The organism is Paenibacillus sp. NPDC056933, assembly GCF_042674385.1.
GTDB lineage: Bacteria > Bacillota > Bacilli > Paenibacillales > Paenibacillaceae > Paenibacillus.
Map to the genome: position 1 here is coordinate 470,909 of NZ_JBHUQN010000004.1, position 21,422 is coordinate 492,330.

16 protein-coding genes are annotated in these 21,422 nt (G+C 47.6%); 14 read left to right on the plus strand and 2 right to left on the minus strand.

Annotation, left to right across the window (positions count from 1 at the left end):
- Window positions 1-8 precede the first annotated feature (8 nt).
- Window positions 9-323: a hypothetical protein gene (locus ACFTRD_RS26250; protein ID WP_379385146.1), complete on the plus strand. Its 315-nt coding sequence runs from the start codon at window positions 9-11 to the stop codon at window positions 321-323.
- Between the two features lie 319 nt (window positions 324-642).
- On the opposite strand, the gene acnA is transcribed toward ACFTRD_RS26250, so the two are convergent.
- Window positions 643-3,357, minus strand: a complete 2,715-nt coding sequence (gene acnA / locus ACFTRD_RS26255) for an aconitate hydratase AcnA (protein ID WP_379385148.1) — start codon at window positions 3,355-3,357, stop codon at window positions 643-645.
- 359 nt (window positions 3,358-3,716) lie between these two features.
- Here acnA and ACFTRD_RS26260 point away from each other — a divergent pair, with 359 nt between their 5' ends.
- The 7 genes from ACFTRD_RS26260 to ACFTRD_RS26290 all read left to right on the plus strand — a co-directional run bounded on the left by ACFTRD_RS26260 (window position 3,717) and on the right by ACFTRD_RS26290 (window position 10,299).
- On the plus strand, window positions 3,717-4,736 hold the full coding sequence (locus ACFTRD_RS26260; protein WP_379385150.1) for an amidase domain-containing protein: 1,020 nt from the start codon (window positions 3,717-3,719) through the stop codon (window positions 4,734-4,736).
- A 132-nt stretch (window positions 4,737-4,868) separates the two neighbouring features.
- A complete protein-coding gene (locus ACFTRD_RS26265) occupies window positions 4,869-5,969 on the plus strand; it encodes a D-alanine--D-alanine ligase (protein ID WP_192263127.1) in 1,101 nt (366 codons plus the stop codon).
- Window positions 5,970-6,000: 31 nt separating this feature from the next.
- Window positions 6,001-6,324, plus strand: a complete 324-nt coding sequence (locus ACFTRD_RS26270) for a hypothetical protein (protein WP_053779624.1) — start codon at window positions 6,001-6,003, stop codon at window positions 6,322-6,324.
- A gap of 153 nt (window positions 6,325-6,477) precedes the next feature.
- The gene (gene uvsE, locus ACFTRD_RS26275; RefSeq protein ID WP_379385152.1) at window positions 6,478-7,479 is read left to right on the plus strand and encodes a UV DNA damage repair endonuclease UvsE; all 1,002 of its coding nucleotides are present in this window, start codon (window positions 6,478-6,480) and stop codon (window positions 7,477-7,479) included.
- 107 nt (window positions 7,480-7,586) lie between these two features.
- Window positions 7,587-8,450 (plus strand): inositol monophosphatase family protein, encoded by an 864-nt coding sequence (locus ACFTRD_RS26280; RefSeq protein ID WP_379385154.1) that lies wholly within the window; start codon window positions 7,587-7,589, stop codon window positions 8,448-8,450.
- Window positions 8,451-8,474: 24 nt separating this feature from the next.
- A complete protein-coding gene (locus tag ACFTRD_RS26285; protein WP_379385156.1) occupies window positions 8,475-8,765 on the plus strand; it encodes a hypothetical protein in 291 nt (96 codons plus the stop codon).
- A gap of 211 nt (window positions 8,766-8,976) precedes the next feature.
- A complete protein-coding gene (locus ACFTRD_RS26290) occupies window positions 8,977-10,299 on the plus strand; it encodes an SGNH/GDSL hydrolase family protein (protein WP_379385158.1) in 1,323 nt (440 codons plus the stop codon).
- Between the two features lie 1,031 nt (window positions 10,300-11,330).
- Here the strand turns inward: ACFTRD_RS26290 and ACFTRD_RS26295 are convergent.
- On the minus strand, window positions 11,331-12,782 hold the full coding sequence (locus ACFTRD_RS26295) for a serine hydrolase domain-containing protein (RefSeq protein WP_379385160.1): 1,452 nt from the start codon (window positions 12,780-12,782) through the stop codon (window positions 11,331-11,333).
- Window positions 12,783-13,091: 309 nt separating this feature from the next.
- On the opposite strand from ACFTRD_RS26295, the gene ACFTRD_RS26300 reads away from it, so the two are divergent.
- The 6 genes from ACFTRD_RS26300 to ACFTRD_RS26325 all read left to right on the plus strand — a co-directional run bounded on the left by ACFTRD_RS26300 (window position 13,092) and on the right by ACFTRD_RS26325 (window position 21,094).
- Window positions 13,092-14,879: a sensor histidine kinase gene (locus tag ACFTRD_RS26300; protein ID WP_379385162.1), complete on the plus strand. Its 1,788-nt coding sequence runs from the start codon at window positions 13,092-13,094 to the stop codon at window positions 14,877-14,879.
- Window positions 14,854-16,407: a response regulator transcription factor gene (locus ACFTRD_RS26305; protein WP_192263140.1), complete on the plus strand. Its 1,554-nt coding sequence runs from the start codon at window positions 14,854-14,856 to the stop codon at window positions 16,405-16,407. The genes ACFTRD_RS26300 and ACFTRD_RS26305 overlap by 26 nt, the downstream gene beginning before the upstream one ends.
- Window positions 16,408-16,627: 220 nt before the next feature.
- Window positions 16,628-17,911 carry an ABC transporter substrate-binding protein gene (locus ACFTRD_RS26310; protein ID WP_379385165.1) on the plus strand — a complete coding sequence of 428 codons (1,284 nt, stop codon included), beginning with the start codon at window positions 16,628-16,630 and terminating at the stop codon, window positions 17,909-17,911.
- A 141-nt stretch (window positions 17,912-18,052) separates the two neighbouring features.
- Complete coding sequence (locus ACFTRD_RS26315) at window positions 18,053-18,955, plus strand: carbohydrate ABC transporter permease (RefSeq protein ID WP_062326210.1); 903 nt, start codon at window positions 18,053-18,055, stop codon at window positions 18,953-18,955.
- Between the two features lie 2 nt (window positions 18,956-18,957).
- Window positions 18,958-19,797, plus strand: a complete 840-nt coding sequence (locus ACFTRD_RS26320; RefSeq protein ID WP_192263144.1) for a carbohydrate ABC transporter permease — start codon at window positions 18,958-18,960, stop codon at window positions 19,795-19,797.
- Window positions 19,798-19,915: 118 nt separating this feature from the next.
- Window positions 19,916-21,094: a rhamnogalacturonan acetylesterase gene (locus tag ACFTRD_RS26325; protein WP_379385267.1), complete on the plus strand. Its 1,179-nt coding sequence runs from the start codon at window positions 19,916-19,918 to the stop codon at window positions 21,092-21,094.
- Window positions 21,095-21,422: the final 328 nt, after the last annotated feature.

Genomic DNA, 21,422 nt, shown 5'->3' on the forward strand with positions numbered 1-21,422 from the left:
ACTGCAAGATGATAATGAAAATTTCATATTATACGCCAGATGGTTTCTATTATTATGTTCCCGATCAATATGCAGAGCAGATAGATGTGTGGAGAGAGGAATTTTCGGATTTTGTACAGAGTATAGAGGGAAAACACCCATTTACAGAATATACAGAGTCCATTAATTATGAGGACAAGTTGGAATACGCTGTTTTTGTCCGTAGTTACGGAGGTGATGATTTTATGGACTGGATCAACGTGGAGAAATTAAACTGCAGAGGTGTATATCGCATTCCTTCGCCACCTGATGATTCGGAAGTTGGATTGAAGATTGATTTTTAACCTGTAAACGTCTTAAAAGCCTCGCTAACGAATCGAACACACCTTATTGTGGCACATCGCGTGGATAAAGAATTCTAACGAACTTCAGAGCTGTTATTTCTATCAAAAGCAGTAAAAAAAGAGCAAAGAAGAGCAGGAATAGGGACATAACCTCCGTACGATTCGTTATATCCCCTGATTGAGTACTTTCCTTGTAAATAACGCTTCCTGGATTCGTAAGAGGTATAACCTCAAAAGAGCGCCCCAAAGGTCTTGTTTTCTGACCTTTTGGGACGCTCTTTTTGATTATTTAAACTTACAGCATTAAACGTTAATGTGATTACGCTTTTTTCATCATTTGACGCAATACGGTTTGCAGGATACCACCGTTATGGTAGTAGTCCACATCAACCATGCTGTCCAGACGAGCGATAACAGGGAAGTCGAACTTGGTGCCGTCCTCACGAGTTACGGTAACCGTCAGTTCTTGTCCTGGTTTCACATCATTGCTCAGACCTGTGATGTCATACGTTTCACGTCCGTTCAGACCGAGGCTGGACCAGCCATGACCTTCCTGGAATTGCAATGGCATTACGCCCATGCCTACCAGGTTACTGCGGTGAATACGCTCGAAGCTTTCTGCGATAACGGCTTTGACGCCGAGCAGGAATGTTCCTTTTGCCGCCCAGTCACGTGAGCTTCCTGTACCATACTCTTTACCAGCGATAACGATCAGGTTCTGTCCTTCGTCCTGATACTTCATGGAAGCATCGTAGATGGACATTTCTTCGTCCGTTGGCAGGTATTTCGTAATACCACCTTCGGTACCTGGAGCCACTTGGTTACGAATACGGATGTTGGCAAACGTACCACGCATCATGACTTCATGGTTACCACGACGGGAGCCGTAAGAGTTGAAGTCTTTGCGTTCTACGCCATGTTCTTTCAGGTACAGTCCAGCCGGACTGGATGGTGCGATATTACCCGCTGGCGAGATGTGATCCGTTGTTACGGAATCAGCAAGCAATGCCATGACACGTGCGGAACGAATATCTGCAATATCAGTCAACTTGTCGCCAAGCTCCTGGAAGAATGGTGGATTCTGAATGTACGTGGAGTTTGGATCCCATTCATACAATTCGCCTTCCGGTACAGGAATCGTATTCCAACGTTCGTTAGCTGTAAATACGTTCTCGTATTTGTTGCGGAACATTTGGGCGTTCAGGGAGCTTGCAATGGTATCCTTGATTTCCTCGGAGCTAGGCCAGAGGTCTTTCAGGAATACAGGCTCATTGTTGGTATCATAACCAATTGGATCGGTTGCAAAATCAATATTAACGGTACCCGCAAGAGCATACGCCACAACGAGTGGCGGAGATGCCAGGTAGTTGGCTTTGACCTGTGCATGCACACGGCCTTCAAAGTTACGGTTACCGGACAATACAGCCGCTACCGTCATGTCGTTCTCGGCGATTGCTTCGCTTACTTCGTCTGGCAGTGGGCCAGAGTTACCGATGCAAGTTGCGCAACCATAGCCGGCAACGTTGAATCCGAGTTTGTCGAGGTATTCGATCAGACCTGCTTTTTCAAGATATTCGGTAACCACGAGGGAACCTGGAGTCAAGCTGCTTTTCACGTAACCAGGCTTAGTCAGACCACGTTCAACGGCTTTTTTCGCAAGCAGACCCGCTCCGACCATAACGCTAGGGTTAGATGTGTTGGTGCAGCTTGTGATTGCCGCGATAACGACAGCACCAGCAGTCAGTTCGCTAGTGGAACCGTCAGGGTGTTTCACAGGCACTTTCTCAGCGATTTTCTCGTCGCTCAGTCCATAACCGCCTTTGTCGATTGGCGTACGGATGATGCTGTTGAAGCTTTCTTTCATTTGAGTCAGTTCGATGCGATCCTGTGGACGCTTAGGTCCTGCGAGACTTGGTACTACGGAAGCCAGGTCCAGTTCAATCACATCTGTAAATTCAGGATCAACCGTGCTGGAAGTCCGGAACATGCCTTGAGCTTTGTAATAAGCTTCAACCAGATCCACTTGTTCGTCGGTACGGCCCGTATTACGCATATAGTTCAGTGTTTCGCTATCTACAGGGAAGAAACCGATGGTTGCGCCGTATTCTGGTGCCATGTTGGCAACTGTTGCACGGTCAGCAAGACTGATGTTGGCAAGGCCTGGTCCGTAGAACTCGACGAATTTACCAACAACGCCTTTTTTACGCAGCATTTGCGTCACTGTGAGTGCCAGATCCGTTGCGGTTGCGCCTTCACTCAGGCTACCTGTCAATTTGAAACCGATAACGTCCGGTGTTACAAAATAAAGCGGTTGGCCCAGCATGCCTGCTTCGGCTTCGATCCCGCCAACACCCCAACCAACAACGCCGAGTCCGTTGATCATGGTCGTGTGGGAATCCGTACCTACGAGGGAATCCGGGAATACAACCGTCTCGCCATCAATCGTTTTGGTGGCAGCCACGGAAGCCAGATACTCCAGGTTAACCTGGTGAACGATCCCTGTGGATGGTGGAACGGCACGGAAGTTGTTGAATGCCGTTTGCGCCCAGCGCAGGAAGCGATAACGCTCTTCGTTACGCTCGAATTCAACCTTGATGTTATAGTCCAGTGCATCGTTAGTACCGAATGCATCGACCATGACGGAGTGGTCAATTACGAGATCAACCGGTACAAGCGGATTGATCTGTTTTGGATCGCCGCCTGCTTTTTTTACCGTATCGCGCATTGCTGCAAGGTCAACGACAACGGGTACACCGGTGAAATCCTGCAGAACGATACGAGCAGGAATGAATGGAATTTCCTTGTTATTGTCACGGCCTTCTGCCCAGCCGGTCAGTTGTTTCACATGTTCTTCGGTAATGGCACGTCCGTCGAATTGACGAACTGCTGCTTCGAGCAGCACTTTAATGGAGAAAGGAAGCTTGGAAAGGTCGCCGTAGCCGCCTTCCTGAAGAGCATCGAGACTGTAGTAGCGGTAAGACTTGCCTCCGACCTCAAGACTGCGGGCGGCGGAAAAATGATTCTTGGCTGACATACATGTACCTCCTTAAAATGTGTCGGTGAGATGAAGAAAACGTTCATTTAGGTGAAGAACAGGCCTTCATCGTTCCGTGTCCCTGTTTGTGAGTTTCATTAGGTGAAACGTAATTTCATAATTGTAACTTTAGTATTAAGTATACCGTTTTCAACATCGTACGTAAAGGGCTTTTTGCCTTCCCAGTCAAGCCATTGGAACTATGAATGCGTTTTCCCGAAGAGGTGAAGGGCATGACCCCTTCCGTTCGCATTATACCCTTTTGTAAGGCCTCAAACTCAACCGGACACATACAACCGAAAATTCCCTCATATAAGTAGAAAGAGTATTCATGTAATGGATTATTCCGGACAGAACTGATGCCAAAGGGGGACACAGGCTTGGAACGCGAATGGAAGAGTGCCTTATATACCTACGTGAGCCAGTATAACCGCTGTGAGATCGATTACCGTCCACAGACGAGTGAACGGATCGTCACCGATCCGGAATTTGTGCTGGAACGGGGAGAACGGATGGCCAGACTGGACCAATGGTACCGTAAGCGGCGGGCCGTTCCTCTTCGCAGCGAGACCAGTGCCAAGCTTGTGCGGACACTTATGGATGGGGCGGATGAATCGGTGGTGGATGTGCAATTGTACAGCAGGCTGTTCTATGAGAAGAGCGGCCTGACCCATCGGGAGGACCGGATTGAGCGGGAACGCCTGACCTTTCTTAGGCAAGGTGGAGTCTGGACCATTGCACGTGTGGAACGTGAAGTGCCGGAGCGTCGTCCGGTAGGGGAAGGACGTCCTTTTCAACAAGCGGATTTTGTACAGGCGATGAATCGGCCGCTCCTTAACCGCGAAGTACTGGGACAGGGCAGAAGATCAAGACAGCAAAGTTATCGCAGGGATCTGGCTGTCGCCTACGCAGATCGGTGGTGGAATGCGGGAAACCCGGCATTTGAGGAATTCGAGGTAGACTGCACCAATTATGTGTCCCAATGTATCTTTGCAGGGGGAGCACCCATCCACTATACTGGTAAAAGAGAAGCAGGTTGGTGGTATAAGGGGTATGTAAATGGCTCGGAAATGTGGAGTTACAGCTGGGCGGTCTCCAATAGTCTGGAGCGTTATTTATCCGGCAGCAGTTGGGGCTTATCTGCCACAGAAGTGGATCGTCCCGAGCAATTGATGCTCGGAGATGTAATTTTCTACGACTGGGACGGCGATGGCAGGTTTCAGCATAGTACCGTTGTGACCGCCTTTGATGCGGGGGGCATGCCGCTTGTGAATGCACATACGGTCAGCAGCCGCCACCGTTTTTGGGATTACCGGGATTCTTACGCTTGGAACGAGCGGACGGTGTACCGGCTTTTTCACATTGCAGATGAGTTTTGAGAGCCAAAGATTTTACGGGATTCGGTGACGTAGGCATTCGCTTCCGTGTAAAATAAGTCTAGATAGCAGAATAAAAGTGGTGCTGAGCATACAGAGATGACAGCATCATGCACAGATAATCGGAGGTTACGCATGAGTATGGATAAATTAAAAGTAGGCGTCGTTTACGGCGGCAAGTCAGGCGAGCATGAGGTATCGCTGCAAACGGCGTTTGCTGTAACAAATGCATTTGATTATGAAAAGTATGAACTGGTTCCTTTTTTCATCTCCAAGCAGGGTACGTGGAAAAAAGGATCGGTCATGCACGCGCCATTCGCACAGATTGAAGATTTGAAGCTGGAGCAGGCGTCGGGTGGAACCCAGGAAGCGCTAAACGCGCTGTTTGGCCGTTTGTATGGCGGAGAAGAGGCGATGGACGTGATGTTCCCGCTGCTGCACGGTACGTTTGGTGAGGATGGTACCATTCAGGGCATGTTCGAGATGGCGGATATGCCTTATGTTGGGGCAGGTGTACTGGCTTCGGCAGGCGGCATGGACAAAGTGGTCATGAAAAAGCTGTTCGCACAGGCCGGAATCGACCAATGTGCCTTTACCTATTTTAACGCTACACAGTGGAAGCAGTCCGAATATGAAATGATCGTACAGGTGGAGGACGAACTTGGTTATCCTTGTTTCATTAAGCCAGCCAATCTTGGCTCCAGCGTAGGGATCTCGAAAGCGCGCAATCGGGATGAGCTGAAGACAGCAGTGGAGTTCGCACTTCGTTATGATACGAAGGTTGTCATTGAGGAGTTTGTAGAAGCGCGTGAAGTTGAAGTCAGTGTGCTTGGCAATGACGAACCGATGGCATCTGTACCAGGAGAAATCGTATCTTCCGGTGAATATTATGACTATGCAGCCAAATATATTGATGGGCAGTCACAGATGCTGATTCCTGCTCCGCTCGACCCGGAAGCCGCAGATCGCATCCGTGAGGCCGCATTACAGGCATTCCGTGCGATTGAAGGCAATGGGATTTCCCGTGCAGATTTCTTCATTCGCAAATCGGATGGCGCCTTGCTTATTAATGAAGTAAACACCATGCCAGGTTTTACTCCATACAGCATGTATCCGCTCTTGTGGCGTGAGACAGGTGTATCGTATGCCGAACTGCTGGATCGCATGATTGAGCTGGCCTTGGAACGCTACAACCGCAAGCAGGCGCTGAACTACGAGAACGGCGTACAGGCATAGCCTGAGGACGATAATACAAGGAGGGGTATGAATGGGATTTCAGACTGAATTCAATTCCGTATGCAAATTCAAGAATGAACAAGAGTTGTTCGAATTGCTTGAATACGGCCGTGGCAAAATGGTCAAACAAGGCTTTCGTGTATTTCCTACCGGACAGAAAGTCATTGCGTACACACCGGATAACGTGGCCGTAGCCATCGTAAAAATTGTAGTCTCCATTGCAGAGATTAACTTCCAGGGTCAGGAAGTGACCGAAGTGGAGATGCAATTGATCCGCAAACTGAACGAGGAAGAATCACGCATTCAGACCGCGCTCGCAGATGAGATGTTCTTTGGTGAGCAGGCGCAGGGATAGATCGCTACATTTGAAGTGAAACGGTAGACGGATTTGCTCAAATAACGATTATGGTCACTCTTTTAGGGTAAAACTTGGTTATATACAGTGAAGGGAAGACTGTCGGCTTCATATGCCGGAAGGAATCCCGCCTTAATAGAGAGGAAGAAATTCATGCTCGTACGTTTTGGCTATGTGGCGATGTCTGTGCTTGTGGAGAATGCTTCACCTTCCCGGACGATGACCATGTCCAGTTTTAAAAAAATCGATGACAGGGAAGCGGCGATTCGCAAGCTGGAACGGATTGCGGCCGAGAACTTGCATAATACATTACGTTTGCTCAGACACAACAAAGGCAGCCATATTCATGTATATCGTTTCTCTTCCAAATTAATTCCGCTGGCAACTCATGAGGATTTGAGTGATTGGGACCCTTTTCCCGCACTCAAGCAGGACTTTGCTTCAATTGGTGATTTTGTGAAGGTGAACGAGATGCGTGTATCCTTCCATCCGGATCATTTTACAGTACTCAGTACGCCAAGGGAGGAAGTGTTGCGCAACTCCATGCGGGACCTTCGTCATCATGTACGGATGCTGGATGCCATGGGCCTGAATGCCACTGCCAAGAACAATATACATATTGGTGGTGCATACGGGGATAAGCCTAGTGCAGCGCTTCGCTTTGAAGAAAATTTTCTGAAGCTGGATCGGGATATTCAGGAGCGGATGACACTTGAAAATGATGACAAAACGTTCAATGCATCCGAGACCCTTGCGGTATGTCAGCGTTTGGGACTGCCCATGGTATTGGATATCCATCATCAATGGGTAAACAATGAAGGCGAACAGCCGTGGGAGCTCTGGCCTGATATATTGAAGACCTGGGAGTCCCCGCTTGCCCAAGCGGATTCACCGGCAGACAAGCCGTTGCCACCCAAAATTCACGTCTCCAGTCCAAAGAGTGAGAAGGACCTGCGTGGTCATGCTGATGGTGTAGAGGTGGAGCCGTTGCTCGATTTCTTACGTCATATTGCAGCAGGTACGCCTGCTCTTGATGTGATGATTGAGGCCAAGCGCAAGGATGAAGCTCTGGTGCAGTTGATGCAGAAGCTAGCATTCTATCACGAAGAGGGTGTGGAATGGGCGGACGAGTCGACGGTTATCATTCATCCGTAGAGCCAAAAGGGGCCTGGGCAGCGGGAAACTTTACGACCCTTGGGGCGTATACTTTTAACAAGTATTTCAACTTTTCGTAGATTGATATAGAAAGTAGAGTGAACGCTTTGAATGAGAAGGAAAAAACACCTTATGTCGTGACAAGCAAAAGCTATACTGCCGTCGCCATTAATGCAGCTTCCAAAGCTGGAGAGTGGATCAAGAGCCGTCTCGGAACGGTGGGGGAGCCCGGAACCAAGTATTCGCCGCAGGATCTCGTTACTGAAGTCGATAAAGGTGCGGAACAGATGATCCGCCGCCTGATTCTGACGCATTTTCCCCATCATGCCATCCTGGGTGAAGAAGGCGTAGAACCGGGACCGGAAGCTTCGGCGAAAGCGCTGAAAGAAGCGGAGGAAGAAGAGTTCCTCTGGATTGTGGACCCGGTGGACGGAACGACGAACTTTGTGCATGGTTTTCCGTTCTATTCGGTATCCATTGCTTTGGCCCATAACGGTGAGGTGATTGTGGGGGTAATCTACGATCCTTCCCGTGATGAATTGTTTGTTGCAGAAAAAGGAAAAGGTGCCTACGTCCACGGAAACCGGATGGTTGTGTCTGGTGAACAGGAACTGGCCCAGAGCCTGATCGCGGTTGGCTTCCCGGCGGATACGACCTACGCGTTGCCGGTTAATATGGCCGCTGTCCAGGCACTTGCACCGCAAGTGCGCAGTCTGCGGGCAGGCGGTTCTGCCGCCCTGCATTTGGCATATGTTGCAGCGGGTCGCCTCAGCGCTTATACCGAAGTTGGTCTGAAGCCATGGGATATCGCCGCAGGTGCACTGCTGGTTGAGGAATCCGGCGGCAAGGTTACCGATACCGTGGGGACGCCTTACCAGCTTTCCGTGAGTCATGTGGTGGCCAGCAATGGCAAGATTCATGATGCATTGACTGATGTGCTGAAGGCAGCAAACGCAACCGGTCTGGAGTGAAATTTACTGAAGGAGCGAACAACAATGGATGAATCCAAAGAACTGGAACGACGTTTGAGTGATATGCTGACTGAAGGGGACATGGAGGAGTCCGGCGATGCTGACAAGCGTGAACGCCAGCTGATTCCTCCGAAGTACGAGGTGCGCATCCAGACAGAACGTGACCCGATTGTCGAAGAAACGTTGAAGTACCGGAAATTGGCAAGTGAAGTGGATGATCGTTATGATCGTTATATCGAACGTTCTGCCGGGAACAAGCCGGATACGGAAACGATGGATTCCCATTCCGGAGACGCGGAGAAACCGAAATCTTGACAGATTAGCTTTTGATCTGTGGTAAACGAAGGGGCTTTCCAATCGTCATGAATATGACGGGGAGCCCCTTTTAGGTGAGGGCCTGCTTTTTCGTGCAGACGACAGCACCCATTTATTAATGGTAGAATAGGGTTACACGAACTTCTGTCATCAGAGTGAACAGTGTATGTCATTTTATTTTATAGATACGAGAATAAGGAGTGTTCTAAGAATGAAGCGTAAACGTATATGGAGCAATACAGCGGCAGGTTTAACAGCCAGCATGCTGGCGGGTATGTTGTTGCTAGCATCTTCCGCACAGCCTGCGCAAGCCGCAGATAACAGCTCTATCGCATTGCCAGCTGGTAAAACCGAAGCATCCCTGTCTGCACAGAAAGATGCAATCGCTTTAACCAAAGAATTCCGCATTGTCACTTTGGGGGATTCTATTACCGTCGGCTATGAGCCGAACCTGAAAGAACTGCCTTATGGTTATGTAGAACGGTTGCAGGAACAAGGCTTGCTTCATGGACGTACCAAGGTGGACAACTATGGGATTGCGGGCTTGAAGAGCACAGGGCTGAAAAACTTTACAGATGCGATGAAGGAAAGTAAAGCAATCACATCCGAAGCGATCCAACCTTCCCTTCCTGATCCAAGAGCTGGACAAGTGGGTGCCAATATTGCTGCCATTCGGGAGAATGTAGCCGGGGCTAATCTCGTTGCAATCACAATTGGGGGTAATGATGTATCCGAGTTGCTCGGTACAGCAGATAAGCTCAGTGATGCAGAAATGGAAGCTAAAGTGAAAGAATTGCTATCATCCTATACAGCAAATGTTAGCGCTGTGATCAATGATATTCATGAGATTAATCCCAATGCCAAAATCGTAATCGCAGATCAATACCAACCTATGCCAGAAGTAGCTGGTAAGGAGCTTTATGCGAAACTGATGGAAGCATCTCAGGGATTCACTGCAACCATTGATAGTATTGCGACTGAATTTTCCACTAAAGGGATCGACGTAAAAGTGGCTCATGTTGCAAAGGAATTTGTAGGCGGTGAAGGCACGATGACTCACATGATTAAGGATCGCGATTTCCATCCGAATCAGTTGGGATATGAAGCAATTGCCAAAGTGTTTGCAGAAACCATCTGGGGCGATTACACCAAGCTGGCTGCTCCTGCAGCAGGTCAACCGATGAATATTATCGTCAGTGGCAAAACGCTGGATACACCGTACAAACCGATCATCCGCAATGGCAAAAACTTTGTGGCGATCCAGGATATCGTGAATGCAGTCGGTGCAACCACGGTATGGGATAATCAAACTTCAACCGCAACGATTACATACAAAGACCGTCAGGTTGCCGTGAAGATCGGTGCAACGGCCGTTCAGGTGAATGGCGCATCCGTAGCTGTGGATACACCTGCATTCCTGAATAAGGTTGGTAAAGAGTCCAAAACCTATGTACCTCTTGCTATGGTAGCCGAGGGTCTTGGTTTTGATGTGCAGTATGTAGCCAAGCTGAAAACCGTTTTTGTGAATCCGTAAGCTCAGAACAACTATGTTGACTGCACGCTGAAGGTGTTTTGGGAATTGAATTATCTATAGCCAAATGGATATAGATAGGTGTTTATAATGTAAAAAGAGCCAATCTTCTTTTCTGAAGATTGGCTCTTGCATTTTATCTCATGGTCTAAACTCTGCTCATGTCCAAACTATTTATTGGACACTCTTCTTTCTTTTTTTGTAAAGATGATAAAACCAGATGAGGATCCATTCAATAATATGATAAAAAACTGAAATGGATAGAGCTGAGCAAAAATCTTGGATATATACTCCTTCAAAAGTAGAGGCTAAGGAGTAAATGATGATACTGTCAATTATTATTGTGACGGAATTCCTAGTATAAACTGAAACTCGTCTTTGTATACCATAGTTTAAGACAGCAATCATAATTGGATGAACAAGAGTTTCAAAGATTATAAATCCAATTAAAATAAGTACGGAGAATGTAATAGCATCACCAAGTTGTTCAAAGTAAAATAAATTACTCATTTCACCAAAAGTATAAAAAAACAAACTATACAGTATCGTAAAAAAAGAAACAGGCACAATAATTAACAAGGATAATACAGGAACAAGCCAAAGCCTGACCTTTAGCGACGGAGGTTCTTCTTGATCTCTGCGACTTATAAACTTAATGATTTCATTTAGTGAGAGAAAAAGAACCAGTAGCAGTATAAACAGAATAACTATGTGAGAGGGGTTCATATTCCCTCCTTTGGAAGTATTGTTATTTAAATTACTATAATCCCCATGGAAATAAAGTTGATAGAGTAACTGTCAACTAACTCGTACTTTAATTACTAGAGTATTTGATTACCCAGTTACCCGCACTAGGACTAAGTTTTGAGAGTAACTTACCGAGGTAATCTCCGCCGTAACGTAAGGCAGAAGTGATTGCCTTTATTATAACATTCGAAATAAGGTTTTGTGTTCCAATATCTCCTTTATTTGGAGCTGTTGGCGTTATGAATCCATAAAGTTAAAGCTCCGGGGAATCCATGTTGGTTATACGGTTAATATGGATTCTTTTTTTTGGGGAAAAAGCCAGTGACGAACCATGCCCCAAGCCAGATCAGGATACAAACCAAGATGCTCTTTTTGCCTGAATGCAGGTTCACAAGGGTTGCTGCATAGGACAGATAAAACAGTACTGAAAATATGAGAACTAACATGATGGATCGAAAGGCTAATCGAACAACGTGTATATGGGAGTGCTTCGTTATAAATAACCTTTTTCCTTGAAATAGGGAAATGCAAAAAAGCAGGAGGTATGCGCTAACCCATGCACCAAGAACAATAGCAATCAAGGCGTTGACTCTTTGAGCCTGCATAAGTGCATCTTGCTTTTCAGGCCGAATTCCGGTTTGGGATTGGATCCAGTCTTGATATATTTCCTGACGCAAATCTACGCCGGTCTCGCTGTTGGTCAGTATAACTAACCCGTTTCCTGTTGAGGGAATCCAGCCATAAAAGGAATGCCATCCCCGGTTGTCCCCTGAATGATAGAGAAGAGTAATTTGTTCTGATAATGTTCTTGAAAATATACCTAAACCGTTCTCCGAAATGACGGGGGTCTGCATCTCTCTAACAAGTTTGCTTGAAATGACTCCCCGCCCCTGATGATCATTATTTTTGCTTTCCATGCTGATCAGAATGAGCTTCACCATATCACTGGCTGTTGTCTGCAATCCGGCCGCAGCTTGCTCGGTGAACTGATAAGTAGGAATCTGTTGCCCAAAATAACCGTAGGCTTTAGAAAGTTTGGGATTAGCTGGATTTTGTTGAAATGTACTATGCTGCATGTCCAGTGGTTGCATGACCTGCTCATCCATGTATCGGTCAAAAGGCATGCCCGTAATCTCTTCAATGACGAGCTGCAGTAAAGAGTACCCTGCCCCTGAATACAGGGGTTCAGTTCCAGGTTTGTGATCAATCGTTAACGGAGTATTCAGAAACCCTTTGCCCGATAAGGACTCTTCAATAGTGGAAAGTGGCTTTCCCGGTTCTGCGCCCAAGTATCCACGATGTGCAGAAAGACCAGCTGTATGGCTCAGTAGTCTTCGAATGGTAACTTTTTCTTGATTATAAACCCCATTGGACAGATGCCAACGTGTAAGAAATTTGTCAACTGGATCGTCGAGCGTCAGTTTACCTTCTTCAACCAGATGCAGTATTCCCCATGCGGTCAGGCTTTTGGAAATAGAACCTGCCTGAAACAGGGTATCTTCATTCAAGGCGATTTTACGAGATTGGTCTGCATAACCGTAGTGAAGTATGTAGGCGGGTTTCCCGTGTTGAACAATACCAACAGCTACACCCGCAACCCCATACTTTTGTTGAAGTTGAGGAATTTTCTTGTCCAGATGAAGCTTAAAGTCACCCACATTTTCGGCGGAGGATAAGCCCGGTGACCAGATACATAGAATAATTACAAGTAACACAGGTACCTTCTTCAAAATACTCATCGATTTGCTCCTCTTTGCTTAAACGTTATGATGGATAATCTAAGCATAAAACATATAAATGTTTCTTCCATCGATGGGTCTCTCATTTCCATGGGCCAACTAACATTTTTGTCACATCCATTGTTTGTTGCAGCAACGAGTCATGCTTTTTTTGAAATTAAAGGGTGTATACCTTCGCTAATGACCAGAGATGTTGCATAAATATGGCTTGTCATCTGACCATGGATGTGTAAATATGAAAATAACTTACAGCAGATCGAAAACCCTTTCGAATGACAGCACCCTTCGCGAGTCAAAGGAGCGCTTTGGATGAGGAAAATTAAGAACGCTTTCACGACATTGCCCATTCATCACAAAACCATTCTTCTCATCGGACTTTTGATGTTGATCAGTTTCACGTTCTATGTCTCTGTCCTGGGATATGTGTTCAGGATCTATGATCGACAGATCTATGAGAAATCGTCACAGGTACTTAATATGTCTTCCGTAGGCATTGAGAATCAGCTGCGCGAAATCTCTAATTTATCCTTTAAAGTCATGTCTGATGAGCCGCTCCAGCAATACCTTCTCCAGTTGGGAAAAGCCGAGACGGGATATGAGCAAAATGGGCTGCGTAAAAAAATTACCAATAGGTTAGTGGCTTATGCCGGCTCAGAGAAATATGTCTATTCCATGATTTTTATCGATAATGATAATAATATTATGGCGGCTGGGAACCGGGAGGGAATCTCTGGGGCAAAGCAAAAGGAATTGGTTGCCCTAGGGCAGGAATATTCAGGTTCCAACGTCTGGTACACGAGTGGAGATCAACAAGCGAGACTGCTGTCTGTGAGACAGGTGAAGTCCTTTACCGGTGGAGCATTCACGCTGGAGAAGCTCGGTACACTCGTTATTCGTGTACGACTGGATCGGATTGTTCAGGACCAGATGCAGCACCCGGCAGAAGATTCACAGCTATTAATTACAGATGGCCGGGAAGTGATCTATCCCACGCAATCCACGGTAAGTGAAGAAGAGCTCAATTCGGAATTGAAGCGTACCCAGCCTTACGGGATTGCGATGTTTGAGAAGGGGAGAAATTTCGTTGCCCGTGCGCATTCATCCTATACGGATTGGGTGTATCTGTACATGACCCCCTTTGATCAGATGTTTAAACAGATCCAGTTTGTCAAACAGCTGGTGACGGTTATTTTTATCATGATTTTCCTGGCGGCACTTGTATTTGGGGCGAAGTTGTCCAGAAGCATTACCCAGCCCATCGCCCAGTTGATCAAGAAAATGCGCAATATTGAAAAAGGGGATCTCGACAAACTGGAAGAAGCTGCACTTGGCAACGTTCCGGAATCTTCACAAAATGAGGTCGGATTGCTGCATCGCACGTTCAAGATGATGTTACAGCGGATACGTGAACTCATTGATGAGAATTATGCGAAGCAACTGGTGATTCGTGAAACAGAATTGAAAGCGCTTCAGGCACAGATTAATCCACATTTTCTATATAACACACTGGAATCGATCAATTGGCTCGCCAAAGTACAGAAACAGCACCAGATTTCCGAAATGGTTGAAGCTCTCGGATTTTTGCTGCGCAGCTCGGTGAACATGTCCGAGAAGTGGATCACGCTGGAAAGAGAGCTTGATATCGTCCGCAGTTATGTGACCATCCAGCGCACGCGATTTGAGGAAAGACTTGATTTTGAGATGGACATTGCTCCTGAAGTGGGGACGGCCCGCATTCCGAAGTTAACTTTGCAGCCATTGGTTGAGAACGCAATTCATTATGCATTGGAGCCAAGTATTGACCCATGCCGGATTCGGATCAGGGCCAGAGCGGATGGAAACAACGTTGTTATTGAAGTGGAAGACGATGGTCCAGGCATGACTCCGGAATTTCTGGAGCAGTTGCAAGAAGGACGAATACAGACGAGGGGACAGGGGATCGGGCTGTCGAACATCAAGGAACGGATCAGATTGACCTTTGGCGACGAAGGCGAAATGATCATGAGCAGCAATCCCGGCTCAGGGACCGTAGTATCGATCAGAATACCTTGGATTAGAGAGGACGATGACGATGTACAAAGTGATGCTCGTAGATGATGAACGTGTCATTCTGGAGGGAATTTCGCAAGTCGTGGACTGGGCCGCAGCGGGAACCGAGCTGGTGGATACCGCGAGAAACGGAATTGAGGCACTGGACAAAATCAGTCAGTCCAGACCGGATATTATCATTACGGATATATCCATGCCGGGTCTGGATGGTCTTGGACTAATTGAAAAGGCGTCCGAAGCTTATCCTGGACTTCGCTTTATCATGTTATCCGGTTATAAGGAGTTCGAATATGCCCGCCGGGCCATGCAATATGGGGTAAAGCATTATCTGCTCAAACCGTGTAATGAGAACCAGATTCATGATGCTTTGGCTGAACTGCTTCAGGAGCAGCAGGATGCTCAGGTGAAGGAACATGTGGCAGGAGAAATGAAACAACGGCTGCAGCGTGTGCTTCCACATGTGAAGGAGCAGTTCCTGCTGGAGTTTATGACCAACCGAACCTATGGTCCGGTCGACTTGGAGTATTACCAGGAGCTGTTTGATCTTGAACTTGAGGCTAACGAAGTTCGACTGCTGCTGTTCCGGATTGCGGATGAACATGATTATAGTCACCTGTTTGCGATCAAAAATATTGCCAGTGATCTACTGCCTCATGTTCTGTTAAGCACCACTATTGAAGGCAAGCTGTTAATTCTGCTAGCCGACGCTGCCGATCCTGCGAGGCTGAAGGCGAGCATCGAGGAAGTGCGGGCTGCCTTTACGAGACTGTACAAGTTGGAAGTCACGGCTGCACTCAGTGAAGCGGATCGAATGATTCAGTCCCGGCGTTTGTTTCGGGAGGCGCTGCAATGTCTGAATCACCGCTTTTTTATCGGTGAAGGCAAGTTGATTACCAAAAGTGATCTGGAGCTGGCCGGGGAATGCGACGGGGTGCATGTTGAGCAGGATGCAGAGCAGCTGTGCCAGTTAATTAAATCAGGCAACACAGAGGAAGCCGCAGCTGAAGTGGATCGTTTGTTTGATCTTCTGTCCGGCCAACAGCTTGAAATTGGGATTACCCGTTCTTATGTGGTGCAGCTGTATTCCGCCATGATCCATGTCTGTCCACCTGAGGAGGCGGCGGAGTTCACGCAGCGCATGGCAGATTTGTCTCATATTGATACGTTGTCTGGCTTGAAGTCCTTTGTCGCCAGCAGTGCAGCCCGATTAACCTCCGGTTATTACAAAAACCATATTAGCCGCCAGTCTTCTGCTGTGGAGAAGATGATGGATATCGTGGATCGTCATTATGGGGAAGCGGATCTTTCCCTGAATGGAGTCGCTCACCAGATGTTGTATATGAATCCGGATTATCTCGGTAAAATTTTTAAAAAAGTGACGGGCGAAAACTTCTCCAACTATGTCAATCGTTTGCGTATTGAACGAGCCTGCGATCATATTCGCAGAGGTGGGGATGTGAAGGTATTTGAGCTTGCCGAACTGTTTGGTTTCGGGGGCAACTCGCAATATTTTAGCCAAGTGTTCAAAAAATGGACCGGTATGACACCGACCGAATTCCGTAGAATCGGCATATAACAATTGACTACCGATTATGTAGTCGATATGGGGGAGGACGAACAGCACCATATAGGGTGCTGTTGTCCTCCTCTGTTTTTTGAACCAACAAGACGGTTTTGTGTATTCAACTCTGATCGTACATTTGCGAAAATGACAATATAAAGTTTGTGAAAGCGTTATCAGAAGTTAAAGGGTAACTCGTTCACACAACCATTTCAACATAAAAGGGGAGATTGGCATGGTGAAAAAGGCAATATTCCTGATGATGGCGGCATTGCTGGTATTAACGACGGCATGCAGCAGCAGCGGAGAATCGGGCGGAACATCTGCGGATGGTTCGGTAACACTTCGTATCGCGTGGTGGGGATCGGATGCACGTCACGAATACACACAGAAGGTCATTGACTTGTACAAAGAAAAAAATCCGAATGTCAAAATTGATGTGGAATATGCTTCATTCGATGACTACTGGAAAAAGCTTGCTCCACAAGCTGCCGCGAATCAGCTGCCGGACATTGTCCAAATGGATATTTCCTACATCAGCCAATACGCGCAGAATGGTCAGCTTGAGGATTTAGCGCCTTATTTGGGCAACCAGATCAAAGTGGACGACGTGTCCGAGAACGTTATCAGCACTGGAGTAATCAACGATAAACAATACGGTGTACCTGCAGGGGTTAACGTATTGGGCTTCCAATATGACCCGGCTTTGCTGAAAAAAGCGGGAGTGGATACTTTCCCGGAAAACTTGACTTGGGAATCTTACGAAGCACTGGGTAAGGAAACAGCCGCCAAAGGACTGTTCCTGGATGGGGGCGTTGCCCCGGATATTTTCTTCCACTATTTCCTGCGGACCAAAGGATTGTCTCTTTACAATGCAGAAGGAACGGGTCTTGGCTATGACGACGATAAACTGTTTGTCGAGTTCTTCGGATTGATGCGCCGAATGATTGAGCAGGGTGCAGCACCTTCACCGGATGTGGCTAACCAGACCAAAGGCATTATCGAGGAATCGGATTTGGTCAAAGAAAAAGGAATTGGTGTATGGCAGTGGTCGAACCAATTTGTAGCCTTGCAGCAGGTAGCCAACCGTCCATTGGAGATTGCTCCAATGCCTGGACCGGATATGGAAAAAGGACTCTATATGCAGCCAAGTATGTATTGGGCTGTAACATCCAATTCGAAAGTGAAGGAAGAAGCGGCCAAATTCATTGATTTCTGGGTGAATGATGTGGAAGCAAACAAACTGATCAAAGGTGAGCGTGGTGTGCCGATCTCCGGCAAAATCAAGGAAGCTATTGCGCCTGAGTTGAGTGAGCCGACGAAACAGGTATTTGACTTTGTAGCGGCCATGGAGCCAAAGGCCTCTCCAATGAGCCCACCTCCACCTGTGGGTTCACCTGAAGTTATCGCTTCACTGGCGGATGTCGTGGAGGAACTGAACTTTGGCAAGATTACACCGGAACAAGCAGCAGCGACATTCCGCAAAAACGCCGAATCTGTTCTTGCCAACAATAAATAACAGTTGAATGATTGCTTGCTCATCCCACTTCCGGGATGGACGGGGATAGGGCTACTCGTTTACCGCGAGGGCCTTTCCCCGTCCAGGGATTTGAATCCAGGCAGCGGGGAGCAAGCGGATCAATAAAGGAGGTTCGTTCCGTTGAGGCAGTATTCGTCGTTGCGCAGAAATTTAACCGGGTATGCATTTATAAGTCCGTTTATTATCGGTTTTCTGGGCTTTACACTCATCCCGATGTTTGTATCCCTATACATGTCGTTTACGAGTTATAACCTGTTCACTTCCCCGCGCTGGATCGGGATGGACAACTACACCAAAATGTTTTTTGATGATCCGAAGTACTGGAACTCGGTGAAGGTAACGTTCCTGTACGTGTTCATTGGTGTGCCGCTGAGGCTGGTCTTTGCACTTTTCGTAGCCATGATCCTGAATACGGGCTCGCGTATGGTCGGAACCTATCGGACCCTGTACTACCTGCCATCGATTATCGGCGGTAGTGTGGCCGTATCCATTATGTGGCGTAATCTTTTTAGTAATGAAGGTGTCATCAACAGTGCATTAACGGCAATCGGAATTGGACCAATCAGCTGGTTTGGTGATCCGAATGCATCCTTGGTTATGCTGATCTCGCTATCTGTTTGGCAGTTCGGATCTTCCATGCTCATCTTCCTGGCGGGTCTGAAAAATATCTCACCCGAGATGTACGAGGCGGCAGGTGTGGACGGGGCAAACCCAATTCGCAAATTCTTCGGTATCACCCTACCGCTGCTCAGTCCAATCATCCTGTTCAACCTGATTATGCAAACGATTGGTGCATTCATGACCTTCGTGCCTGCATATATCATTTCCAAAGGAGAGGGCGGTCCAATGGACGGTACCATGCTCTACTCGCTGTATCTGTTCCGTCAGGCCTTTATGTTTAACAACATGGGTTATGCTTCGGCCATGGCTTGGATCATGCTTATTATGATCGGTATACTCACAGTCGCGGTGTTCCTGACATCCAAGTTTTGGGTGTTTTATGAATCCGAAGGAGGGAAGTAACGATGGTTTGGAGAAATGTAAAATGGCCCATTTATCATCTGTTCGTTGCAGCTTTGGCCCTCCTGATGCTCTATCCGGTGCTTTGGATGCTGTTCAGCTCCTTCAAGGAAAGCCGCACCATCTTCGTGACTGCCGAGTCCCTGTTTCCCACGGAATGGATCTGGAGTAACTATGTGGATGGTTGGAAAGGTGCAGGCGGAAGACCTTTTATGGATTACATTACCAACTCTTTAGTTATCGTGGTCATTTCCACGATTGGTGCCGTGTTATCCTCGTCGTTGATCGCTTTCGGTTTTGCACGGCTCAACTTCAAGGGGCGTAACTTCTGGTTCTCCCTGATGATGCTGACTCTGATGTTACCTCATGATGTTGTGCTTGTACCTCAATATATTATTTTTACAAAGCTTGGTTGGCTAAATACCATTCTGCCGATTGTTGTACCTACCTTTTTCGGGATGCCGTTCTTCATCTTTCTGATGGTTCAGTTCATTCGTACCATTCCGAAAGAGTTGGATGAGGCGGCTACGATTGATGGATGTAATAAGTTCAGGTTATATGTGCAGATTATTATGCCGCTTATCAAGTCATCTCTCGCAACAGCTGCAATCTTTTCCTTCTACTGGAGATGGGAAGATTTGCTTGGTCCGGTGCTGTATCTGAATTCGCCGGAGAAATATACTGTATCCATGGCGTTGAAAATGTTCCTGGATAGCGAATCTGCCTCCAACTGGGGAGCGATGTTTGCGATGTCCATCGTTAGTCTCGTACCTGTGGTGGCCGTGTTCTTCATCTTCCAGAAACAAATTGTACAGGGCATGAGCACCAGCGGTTTGAAAGGTTAATAGAAAATCGTGGATCAAACCCATGGCAGGATGCTGAACAAGGAGGTTGTTCCTATTGGATAGAGCCCAGGATGATCAGGCCGCTGCCGTACAGGCAGCGGCAAAGGGCGTTAAAGAGGTGGTTACCACCTGGAGGTTCAATTTTGGACCGGACTTTGGAATAGAGAACTATCCTGCGGGTTATCTGAACATATCCGCTGGTACAGTTTATGAAGAACAATGTGGATATGGATTTGAAACCGGTTCTCTTGTGTATGAGAAACAACGGATTAGTGAAGACGAAGGGACGAATACCAGCAAGGTAAACTACGGAACTCAGGGAAAGACCACCGGGTTTGCACGATTGCGATCAGGCTTCTGCATTCCGCTTAAGGCATCTTTCATCGTTGACGTACCCGATGGAACCTATCAAGTATTACTTATTGCAGGAGATGAACTGGCGGAAACAATCACCCGAGTGAAGGCGGGTGAAGGCAGATTAATGCTGCCAACCATTCGCACGCTTCCCGGACAATGGGCAGAGGTCCGGTTCTCGGTTGTGGTTCGTGGCGGGAAGCTTAGACTGTCGTTCTCGGGGTCCGCTCCGCGGGTTAATGCATTGGAGATCACGCTTGCGAATCAAACCATGACTGTATTCCTCGCCGGTGATTCCACGGTGACGGACCAGCCGGAGAGTGGGTATCCGTACTGTGGATGGGGCCAGTTGTTGCCTGCGCAGTTCAAGCATGATGTGGCTGTAGATAATCATGCCCAGTCGGGCCGAAGCTCCCGCAGCTTTATTAATGAAGGCAGGCTGGACGCCATGATGGAATATATCAAGCCGGAAGATTTTCTGTTTATTCAATTTGGACATAACGATGAGAAGCCGGGCCCTGAGCGGGGAACGGAGCCTTTCACAACATATAAGGAATATCTGAAAAAGTATATTGATGCTGCCCGCGATGCCAAGGCTCGTCCGGTGCTCGTGACCCCTGTGCATCGGCGATATTTTGCCGATGACGGAACATTGACCGACACCCATGGTGATTATATCGTCGCCGTGCGTGAGCTGGCCGAGGAAGAAGGGGTGCCGCTGATCGATCTGGCTGAGCGCAGCCGTCTTCTGTTCGAGCAGGCGGGAGTTGAAGGCAGCAAGGAAGATTTTATGTGGGTGCTGCCGGGTGAGTTTTTGAACTTCCCAGCAGGCGTGGAGGATAACACGCATTTTCAGGAGCGCGGTGCCCACCGCCTCGCTGCCCAGGTGGCAGAAGCCATCCGCGAGCTGCGATTGCACCCGCTGCAAATGTATTTGAGGTAAGCCTTTAAAAAGCATGGCGAGCGATGCAGCGAAGGAGGGCGGAATCGGAGCAGAGGGAGCGAAGCGTCCGCCTTTGGAGCGGGATTTCCCCTGCTGAGAGGGAATGAAAAAAATCCCGAGCCAACAGCGGCCCACAGCTCGAGCCGCCCGCCGAAGCGCCCGCACCGCGAGTTGCCATATTTTGCTTTTGTTACTCAGCGAGTTAACGAAGTAACGAGCAAATTTGCTCTTAAGTTGCCCAGCCGAACATAGCGAAGGCAATAAGCCTTTAAAAAGCTATGGCGAGCGATGCAGCGAAGAAGGGCGGAATCGGAGCAGTGGGAGCGAA

Excerpts from the sequence above, each read along its gene's own strand:
- ACFTRD_RS26250 (WP_379385146.1), top strand. The coding sequence starts at position 9 with ATGATAATGAAAATTTCATATTATACGCCAGATGGTTTCTATTATTAT.
- acnA (WP_379385148.1), bottom strand. The coding sequence starts at position 3,357 with ATGTCAGCCAAGAATCATTTTTCCGCCGCCCGCAGTCTTGAGGTCGGA.
- ACFTRD_RS26260 (WP_379385150.1), top strand. The coding sequence starts at position 3,717 with ATGCCAAAGGGGGACACAGGCTTGGAACGCGAATGGAAGAGTGCCTTA.
- ACFTRD_RS26265 (WP_192263127.1), top strand. The coding sequence starts at position 4,869 with ATGAGTATGGATAAATTAAAAGTAGGCGTCGTTTACGGCGGCAAGTCA.
- ACFTRD_RS26270 (WP_053779624.1), top strand. The coding sequence starts at position 6,001 with ATGGGATTTCAGACTGAATTCAATTCCGTATGCAAATTCAAGAATGAA.
- uvsE (WP_379385152.1), top strand. The coding sequence starts at position 6,478 with ATGCTCGTACGTTTTGGCTATGTGGCGATGTCTGTGCTTGTGGAGAAT.
- ACFTRD_RS26285 (WP_379385156.1), top strand. The coding sequence starts at position 8,475 with ATGGATGAATCCAAAGAACTGGAACGACGTTTGAGTGATATGCTGACT.
- ACFTRD_RS26290 (WP_379385158.1), top strand. The coding sequence starts at position 8,977 with ATGAAGCGTAAACGTATATGGAGCAATACAGCGGCAGGTTTAACAGCC.
- ACFTRD_RS26295 (WP_379385160.1), bottom strand. The coding sequence starts at position 12,782 with ATGAGTATTTTGAAGAAGGTACCTGTGTTACTTGTAATTATTCTATGT.
- ACFTRD_RS26300 (WP_379385162.1), top strand. The coding sequence starts at position 13,092 with ATGAGGAAAATTAAGAACGCTTTCACGACATTGCCCATTCATCACAAA.
- ACFTRD_RS26305 (WP_192263140.1), top strand. The coding sequence starts at position 14,854 with ATGTACAAAGTGATGCTCGTAGATGATGAACGTGTCATTCTGGAGGGA.
- ACFTRD_RS26310 (WP_379385165.1), top strand. The coding sequence starts at position 16,628 with ATGGTGAAAAAGGCAATATTCCTGATGATGGCGGCATTGCTGGTATTA.
- ACFTRD_RS26320 (WP_192263144.1), top strand. The coding sequence starts at position 18,958 with ATGGTTTGGAGAAATGTAAAATGGCCCATTTATCATCTGTTCGTTGCA.